At 44.0% G+C, this 8,848-nt stretch carries 7 protein-coding genes; 4 read left to right on the top strand and 3 right to left on the bottom strand.

Going from position 1 to position 8,848, the window contains the following annotated elements:
- Positions 1-121: 121 nt before the first annotated feature.
- Complete coding sequence (locus F6K49_RS31520; protein ID WP_293102972.1) at positions 122-589, top strand: nuclease; 468 nt, start codon at positions 122-124, stop codon at positions 587-589.
- Positions 590-774: 185 nt separating this feature from the next.
- On the opposite strand, the gene F6K49_RS31515 is transcribed toward F6K49_RS31520, so the two are convergent.
- Together F6K49_RS31515 and F6K49_RS31510 are read right to left on the bottom strand one after the other, a co-directional pair.
- The gene (locus F6K49_RS31515; RefSeq protein ID WP_293102978.1) at positions 775-4,512 is read right to left on the bottom strand and encodes an NB-ARC domain-containing protein; all 3,738 of its coding nucleotides are present in this window, start codon (positions 4,510-4,512) and stop codon (positions 775-777) included.
- Positions 4,513-5,010 (bottom strand): hypothetical protein, encoded by a 498-nt coding sequence (locus F6K49_RS31510; RefSeq protein ID WP_293102969.1) that lies wholly within the window; start codon positions 5,008-5,010, stop codon positions 4,513-4,515.
- Positions 5,011-5,158: 148 nt separating this feature from the next.
- On the opposite strand from F6K49_RS31510, the gene F6K49_RS31505 reads away from it, so the two are divergent.
- The 3 genes from F6K49_RS31505 to F6K49_RS31495 are packed head-to-tail and all read left to right on the top strand — an operon-like array spanning position 5,159 to position 6,382.
- On the top strand, positions 5,159-6,019 hold the full coding sequence (locus F6K49_RS31505; RefSeq protein WP_293102966.1) for a tetratricopeptide repeat protein: 861 nt from the start codon (positions 5,159-5,161) through the stop codon (positions 6,017-6,019).
- On the top strand, positions 6,020-6,160 hold the full coding sequence (locus F6K49_RS31500; RefSeq protein WP_293047920.1) for a PIN domain-containing protein: 141 nt from the start codon (positions 6,020-6,022) through the stop codon (positions 6,158-6,160).
- Between the two features lie 21 nt (positions 6,161-6,181).
- The gene (locus F6K49_RS31495; RefSeq protein ID WP_293102962.1) at positions 6,182-6,382 is read left to right on the top strand and encodes a hypothetical protein; all 201 of its coding nucleotides are present in this window, start codon (positions 6,182-6,184) and stop codon (positions 6,380-6,382) included.
- A gap of 493 nt (positions 6,383-6,875) precedes the next feature.
- On the opposite strand, the gene F6K49_RS31490 is transcribed toward F6K49_RS31495, so the two are convergent.
- Positions 6,876-8,816, bottom strand: a complete 1,941-nt coding sequence (locus tag F6K49_RS31490) for a hypothetical protein (protein ID WP_293102975.1) — start codon at positions 8,814-8,816, stop codon at positions 6,876-6,878.
- Positions 8,817-8,848: the final 32 nt, after the last annotated feature.

Genomic DNA, 8,848 nt, shown 5'->3' with positions numbered 1-8,848 from the left:
GAAAACGCCTTGAAGAGGAAATCACACAAGAAGAAGCTAAAATTCGACAGGAAGATTTAGAAAAATTCAAACAAATTCTTGATAGTTTTCGTCCAGAAGGCTCTAAGCTATATAGCTAATAATGATTGTTTTTGTCGATACAGGCGTTTTAGGGTTATTATCTTCTCCCAATGACAAATTAGAAGCACAACAATGTCAGCAATGGCTTTACTCTCTTTTAGCTAGAGGGGTTTATGTACTGAGTTCTGATTTGTGTGATTATGAAGTTAGAAGAAGTTTAATCTTAGATGGCATGAGAAAACCATTACATCAAGGTTTAGCTAATCTTGATGAGATGGGCAATATCATTGACTTTCTACCGATAACTCAACCGGTTATGCGTCATGCTGCTCAACTTTGGGCAATGTCTCGCCATCAAGGAATGCCGACCGCTGATGACAAAACTATTGATAATGATGTGATAATTGCTGCTCAGTGTCAACTATTTCAACAAGAAAACTTAGGACAACGTTTAGTTATTGCTACCACTAACGTTAAACATCTAAGTCGTTTCCTTGAGTCTCGACGATGGCAAGATATTAGATTTTGAAATTAGGGATGCGATGTTGCTCTGTATTTTATGAACTTTATTTCAGTGCAATTATTCCCCATGGCACAGGCATCAACTGAATCCTAACACCCATCCACGCCACACCCAGTAAGGCTAATCATAATTCCTCTATCCTTGATTAACTCTTCCCTACTCCCTACTCCCTACTCCCTACTCCCTTTTCCCTATTTCCACCATCGACTAACATCATCAACCGCTGCCACCGTTTCTCTTAGGGCTTCAATACCCCCAAACTTGATAATTAAAGGAGCTAATTGAGGAAGAGCTTTAAGAAAATAGGGACGGGTTAGACTAGCTAAACTATCAAGAATTTGTTGCCAAAAAGGAAAATCAACGGACGAAGGAGTGAATATCTTAATTAATTCCTGTAAGGCATTGACTCGGTGTTCTTCATCGGAAATCCCTCTGGCGCAATCTAAGGCTTCCGGTAACACATCCGGTAAGTGGGGGGCTAAGGCCACTAAGGCTAATGCTCGGTCTGATTCACGGGAAATCCCTCTGGCGCAATCTAAGGCTTCCGGTAACACATCCGGTAAGTAGGGGACTAAGGCCACTAAGGCTAATGCTCGGGAGTATTCATCGGAAAGCCCTCTGGCGCAATCTAAGGCTTCCGGTAACAGATCACAGAAGTGGGAGGCTAAGGCCACTAAGGCTCTGGCTCGGTCTGATTCACGGGAAATCCCTCTGGCGCAATCTAAGGCTTGGGGTAACAACTCTTCCGGTAAGTGGGGGGCTAAGGCGATTAAGGCTAATGCTCGGGAGCGTTTATGGGAAAGCCCTGTGGCGCAATCTAAGGCTTGGGGTAACAACACATCGGATAAGTGGGGGGCTAAGGCGATTAAGGCATGGGCTCGGTCTAATTCATGGGAAAGCCCTCTGGCGCAATCTAAGGCTTCCGGTAAAAGATCCGGTAAGTGGGGGGCTAAGGCGACTAAGGCATGGGCTCGGGAGTATTCATGGGAAAGCCCTCTGGCGCAATCTAAGGCTTCCGATAACACATCGGGTAAGTGGGGAGCTAAGGCGACTAAGGCTTTTACTCGGTCTAATTTATCGGAAATCCCTCTGGCGCAATTTAAGGCTTGGGGTAACAACACATCCGATAAGTGGGGGGCTAAGGCGACTAAGGCTTTTACTCGGTGGAATTCATGGGAAATCCCTCTGGCGCAATCTAAGGCTTGGGATAACACATCCGGTAAGTGGGGGGCTAAGGCGACTAAGGCTTTTACTCGGTGGAATTCATGGGAAATCCCTCTGGCGCAATCTAAGGCTTGGGATAACACATCCGGTAAGTGGGGGGCTAAGGCTCTTAAGGCTTTTACTCGGTCTAATTTATCGGAAATCCCTCTGGCGCAATCTAAGGCTTGGGGTAACAACTCTTCCGGTAAGTGGGGGGCTAAGGCTCTTAAGGCATCGGCTCGGTATCTTTCATGGGAAATCCCTCTGGCGCAATCTAAGGCTTCTGGTAAGACATTGGGGAAGTGGGGGGCTAAGCGGATTAAGGCATCGGCTCGGTCTGATTCATCGGAAATCCCTCTGACGCAATCTAAGGCTTGGGGTAACACATCGGGTAAGTGGGGGGCTAAGGCCACTAAGGCTAATGCTCGGGAGTATTCATGGTCAATCCCTCTGGCGCAATCTAAGGCTTGGGGTAATAAAACATCGGGTAAGTGGGGGGCTAAGGCCACTAAGGCTCTGGCTCGGTATCTTTCATCGGAAATGCCTCTGGCGCAATCTAAGGCTTGGGGTAATAAAACATCGGGTAAGTGGGGGGCTAAGGCCACTAAGGCATCGGCTCGGTCTAATTCATGGTCAATTCCTCTGGCGCAATCTAAGGCTTGGGGTAACACATCCGGTAAGTGGGGGGCTAAGGCGACTAAGACTTCGACTCGGTCTAATTTATCGGAAATCCCTCTGGCGCAATCTAAGGCTTCCGGTAACACATCCGGTAAGTGGGGGGCTAAGGCCACTAAGGCTCTGGCTCGGTAGAAGGCTGCTAAGGCTCTGTCTTGGTATAATTCATGGTCAATTCCTCTGGCGCAATCTAAAGCTTCTGGTAACACATCCGGTAAGTGGGGGGCTAAGGCGACTAAGGCATCGGCTCGGTGTTCTTCATCGGAAATCCCTCTGGCGCAATCTAAGGCTTGGGGTAACAACTCTTCCTGTAAATGGGGGGCTAAGGCCACTAAGGCTAATGCTCGGGAGTATTCATGGTCAATCCCTCTGGCGCAATCTAAGGCTTCCGGTAACAGATCCGGTAAGTGGAGGGCTAAGCCGACTAAGGCTAATACTCGGTATGATTCATAGGAAATCCCTCTGGCAACTTCTAAGGCTGAAGGTAATAAAGAAGACGGAAGATACTCACTAATTGCCTCCAAACCCTTTACTTGACTACTAGAATCTTTATTCTGTCGCACATAAGCTAGTGCCTGGGCTGGCGTCCAGATTTTGTTCTTAAGTAATGCAGCCATTAACTCTGGAGGAATATTTCCAGCCAAGCTGTTGAGGGATGTCGTAATCAGAGCATAACGACATTGTAAACTAATGGATTTCGTGGGATTTTCTGTAAAATTGTCTGCTGCTATTGCCCAAGCTCTCGATACATCCTTGATAAAATTAGCAGTTTTTCCCTGTTGATCACACTGGGAATACCAACCGTTATCTCCTTCTGCAGTTTCTTCTTTCAGGAGTTGATGAATGTCATCTATCTTTTGGGCTTTCTCTAGGTGCCAGGTTAAGTGGCTATAGATATAATCATCATCGGGTAAGGTATACCATAATCCGTTTTTGGTCTTGGTTTGATAACGTTCTAATAATTGCTGATGAGCTTCTATAATGGATAATCCTAGCTCTGGTTGCAGCAGATTACGGGCTAAATCATGTAACAGGTCATGGAGGCGATAGTTAGTTTTTTCGGTACTAGGGACTCCTGGTAGTAATAACGCTTTTTGTCGTAAGTATCTTAAGGTCTTTTTGGCTTTAAATGAATTACAGTTCCATAAGGTAGTCGCCATGGTTTCAGTAATCGTGACATCCTCCGGCAGGACCCCTAACCAAGCAAATTTTTGCAATCTCTCGGCAGATAATCGCTTTAAACTGAGATTAAAGGAAGCCACTAGACTGTAGTTTTTGCGCTTGGCGTCATTTGGTTCTTCCTCTGCTTCCCATCGATCCAAGGCTTCTAAATCAGCAATTTCAGCTTGTAACTCATCCAGTAACTCTTCCCAAGAGATGCCATCCCTAACTTGGGCAGCCGCTAATTCTAATCCTAGGGGTAAGTAGCCCACAGTTTTGGCTAAGGTTTTAGCATAATCGAGTTCTTGATTAGTTAACTCGTTGTTGAAACAACCGGTTAATAACTCCAAGGATTGATTTAGAGTCATCACGTCCAAATCATAGCGAATCGCACCGTTAACCGGGGCTTCTCTTGTCGTCACTAAAACCCGACAGCCACCCCCAGCCACTCGAAAGGGTTCAACATGCTCAGGATGCCAAACATCATCGACGACTAGCAAGGCTTGTTTATCGGATAATAATGTTCTTAATTGTAACGAAGCGCTATCAATATTAATCGGTTTAAAGTCATAATCTCCTAATGCCTGTATCCACGTACTTAGAAAGGATAAGATATCAGGTTCCTGACCTAAGGTTGCCCAAAAAATCCCATCGGTAAAATGGGATTGAACTTCCTCGTCATGGGCTAAGGCGGCAGTAATGGTAGATTTTCCAATTCCTCCCAAGCCATAGATGGCACTAACCACTAAAGTGCCAGCTCTAGCGGTTTCTTCCGATAAAAGCTTTTGTTTTAGTGGTTGGCTTACTTCCGGGCGTTTGACATAATACGGAGGTACTGGGGGTGCTTGATTTGGTCGAGTTTGTTTAACCTGCCTCCCAGGCGACTGCAGTCAAAATGTATTATGTTGGTCCCCTTGAATAGTTTGCTTTTCTCCAATATTTCCAATATTAGTTTGTTTCTCTCCAAAATTAGTATTCTCTTGATTAAGAATATTCCTTTTGGCAAAGTTTTTCACGTTTTCATTGTTGTAAGTCTCACTAGTAGCCTGGTGGGATTCCAAGGCTTTGGTAATCTCTTGAAGAATTTTCTCTAAGTTAGGCAAAGCTTCAGCATCAACAGTAGTCACCAAACCCTCGATGGCTTGGGCAACTTCGGGATTTTGCTTGGCTGCTGCTTCTACCTCCAATACCACCTTGGCATAATCGAGAGGTTGCCCTGGGGCTTGCTCGATCGCCATTACCGTATCTGGATACTGGTTTTTCAGGGATTCCAGAAACTGGTTAGTCTGGTCCCAAACAACTTGCCCGACATTTTCCCCAGTTTTTTCTAGGGCTTTAGTGGCGAGCACAGTAGCAATAGCGACAACGGCAGCAGCTAATGGTTCCATAGTTGAAGGAGATTACTGATAGTCTTTGTTTATTATAGTATTTTTCAATTGGGTGAGGTGGATTTATTTAGGGAGTAGGGAGTAGGGAGTAGGGAGCAGGTAAATGCTATACTAAACTTGTATTATCTTATTAAAAGTAGTTTAACTAATGCTAATCTTACCAGAAGAAGAATTAACTAAATTAGTTCTAAATAACGAGCACTTGATTATCGAATATTTAGCAATAAGCGAGGCAAAATTGAAAAATATGGAGCAATCTAATCAAGAAGGATTTTATGCTGAATTCAAGCAAATTATCGAAAGAATGAATTTTGTAGAGGATTTGGGTCGAATTGGATCAGAACACAAGGGTCAGCCTTTAATAGCAGCTCTGGGAGATGAATTTGAACTAAATGGTCAAATCGCGACTGCCCAAACCCTCAATAATCAATCATTACTTGCTATGGGGTGGAATCGTTTAGGAAAATTACTCCAACAACAGGGTAAATTAGATCAAGCACAGCAGGCTTTTGAACGAGAAATTGCGATCGCTGAAGCCCTCAATAATCAATCATTACTTGCTATGGGATTGAACCATTTAGGAGAAGTGCTCCAACAACAGGGTAAATTAGATCAAGCACAGCAGGCTTTTGAACGAGCACTTGAAATCGATACTGTTAATAAATTCAGTAGTCTTTACACAGGACTGTCTAGATTATCAACAGTTTTGGAAAAACATATCTTTGACTTCTCCAAGGACTATCTAGAACGTATTAAACGTAGATTAATGGCAATTTTGCAAGCTTCTGCCTTGGCATCTGAACAAAATGAGCTTCCAGACGCAGCCAAAAACTATCTTATGGATATCAGAAATACGGCAAGGGTAATTTTGTGGCAGATTGACAATTATCAACTATCTCATCAAAAGTATCCAGTCACAAACCTCTTAGATTGGCTAAAAACTTCACCAACTTGGGCTGGAGATGATTTTCAAGAGTGTTTGGACTATGTCAACCGAGTTAGGGAATAAATAGAGGATGCCGGAGTACGTATCAACGATTTATGGATAGCTTGCACAGCCATACAACATAATTTAATTATTGTTTCAGAAGATAGAGATTATCGAAAAATGAATGAAGTCAGGAATCTAAAATTAGAGTGCTGGAAGTAATAAGCGCGTTGTATCTGGGTTGTGAACATACTCCCAAAGGCCAAGAGGCAACAGGCAACAGGCAACAGGCAACAGGCAAGAGGAGAAAGAGATTCTCAGTTTTATTGTCTAATCAAAAAAGATATCCTAGGTTTACATCTAACCCTACACAAAAAAAACAAAGGGGCATTGGGGATTTTGGTTAAGGTGTTGCTCATTAACACAGCTAACTCAAAAAAATAAAATAAATTACACATAAGTGAGTCCATAAATCGCAAAAACTAATATTTGTAAATAAATGTAAAAACTTTTAATTATCCCTTGCATTTTTACCAGGAGTTATCTATACTATAGAAGGTAAAGACCGATACTAATAACCGCGCTGGTAACAGCTTTAATCAAAATCAGCGCGGTTTTCCTCCCACCTAAATAGGAGTTACTTCCATGATGCCAAAAAGATCACGATCATCAATCCCGGCTGGGTGCATCTTATTCAAGGGGTTTGAGCCGGTGGTGCGTTACGGGACGGGCTATCCCAACCCTGGCTACTGATAAAATCAGAGGCTTTCCGTCCCTAACGCACCCTACCCAACTGGCTCGGTGCATCTTGTTCAAGGGGTTTGAGCCGGTGGTGCGTTACGGGACGGGCTATCCCAACCCTGGCGACCGTGACAATCACGGCGAGCCCGTCCCTAACGCACCCTACCCAACTATTGCCTATTGCCTATTGCCTAAATTAATAATCACCCCCAGACCCATAGCGCCATGCTTCCAGCCAACGGTGGTAATAATATCTTGGTTTCGGTGGCAAAGTAGTCAACATGCCACTGAGTAATTTACCTGCTGGATACAAACTACTGTAAAGGGCTAAATTACTATAATGAACCATCCAATCCAATAGCATGGTTAATCCTACTTGAGGAATCACTGGCACCACTAATCCGGGCTTAGTTAATGATGTCACAAATAGGGTTTTAGATAATCCTGAAAACTTCACGACATCTTGGAGGAAGGGCTTAAGCACATCATCTCCCAGGTTTGCCATGGCTTGGAATACGCCAGTGAGTAATTGATTAATTTGATTTGGTGCTAATTGTTGCTTGATGCCAACACTCATTGTTCGTTGAAACATCCAGGTTACACCAATATTAGGCTGATAAGGTTGTAGTTGGGCTAAGGCATTGCGGTCTAGCAAATCATAATCTAAGGCTTCATGAATACCGTTACTTAGACGCTTTAAATGTCTGACCATGGAACCAAATCCACCAAAACTAACTGGTGATTGCCCACCACTGCTATCCCCTATCGGTAAAATCCGATTCCAAGGCATTCTTAGGGGACTTTTTTGATAGGAAGGAAAAAAGCCAAATAGTACTCGTTTAAAGTCAAGTTGGGATAAGTCTACTCCCTGGTATTCTGGTAACAGACGGAAGTATTCGTCACATAAAAATTCTAAACTAGGACGTTCTGGATTAGCATCTAAGTAGGTAAATAAATAGGTTGTTCTACCATCCCGGGCTGGAAATGCTTCCCAGAAATATTGACATTGATTTTGGATAGGAGTGAAGGATACAATTAAATCCCCCATGTCATTTTTAGGATAGCCTTGAGCACAGCTACCAACCACTAAACAAACTCCTTCTGGTTTCTGACCTTGCCTGACTTGCTTAACAATTGGGGAAAAATGTCCCATGGCATCTATCAGTAAGCGAGCCTTAAGTTCGGTTACAGGTTGAAGGTTAGTATCGGTTGAAGGTTGGAGGTTAGTGTTGGTTGAAGGTTGAAGGTTAGTATCGGTTGAAGGTTGGAGGTTAGTGTTGGTTGAAGGTTGGAGGTTAGTGTTGGTTGAAGGTTGAAGGTTAGTGTTGGTTGAAGGTTCGAGGTTAGTATCGGTTGAAGGTTCCAAGTTAGTATCGGTTGAAGGTTCCAAGTTAGAACTTTCAACCTTCAACCTTTCAACCTTCAACCTTTCAACCTTCAACCTTTCAACCTCCAACGGGTCAACCTTCAACCTTTCAACCTCCAACGGGTCAACCTTCAACCTTTCAACCTCCAACGGGTCAACCTTCAACCTTTCAACCTTCAACCTTTCAACCTCCAAAGGGTCAACCTCCAACTGGTTAACTTTCAAGCCGATTGAGACGCCATCGGGATGAATAGTTGCTTTTGTAAAGGATGTCTTTTCAAAGAGCTTACCGCCAGCAGCTAAAAATTTGGCTTTGAGGGTATCGAGCAGAAAGACTGGGTCAACACCAATGTTGAGTACATCGTTTACCAAGAAATCAGGACCCTGGAAGAAACTGATCCGAGCTGGGTTATACTCGGATGCGATCGCATTCTCTAATTCCGCCGTTGAGAGTAAGTCAAGTTCCAGGAATACCTCCAGTTCTTGGCGAGAGATATTCCACTCTTGGTCTCTACCGCGCAAAACCCCCCGTTCAACTACGGCAACTCGCCAGCCTCGCTGTTGTAGAGCAGCACCAATCAGAATTCCCAAGGTACCGCCACAGATTACTACATCCAAGTCTAGGGTGCCTAATCCCTCTTCGGTTTCTGTAATCACCTCTGGGATTGGAGTTGTGCCATCTCGTAAGGCTTTCCAGACTTTGTCAGCACTGCGCAGGCGTCCGAGAACATCACCAGGTAACTGGGATAGGATTTGTTCGGTTTGACTCATGGATGTTGGTTGGTCGTTAGATGCTAAGACTT

The sequence above is a fragment of the Moorena sp. SIO3I6 genome (assembly GCF_010672095.1).
Note: the sequence above shows the minus strand (reverse complement) of the source record. Positions and strands in the feature narration are given on the sequence as shown.

Coding starts and splice junctions, on each gene's coding strand:
- F6K49_RS31490 (WP_293102975.1), bottom strand. CDS start 8,816: ATGAGTCAAACCGAACAAATCCTATCCCAGTTACCTGGTGATGTTCTC.
- F6K49_RS31505 (WP_293102966.1), top strand. CDS start 5,159: ATGCTAATCTTACCAGAAGAAGAATTAACTAAATTAGTTCTAAATAAC.
- F6K49_RS31520 (WP_293102972.1), top strand. CDS start 122: ATGATTGTTTTTGTCGATACAGGCGTTTTAGGGTTATTATCTTCTCCC.
- F6K49_RS31510 (WP_293102969.1), bottom strand. CDS start 5,010: ATGGAACCATTAGCTGCTGCCGTTGTCGCTATTGCTACTGTGCTCGCC.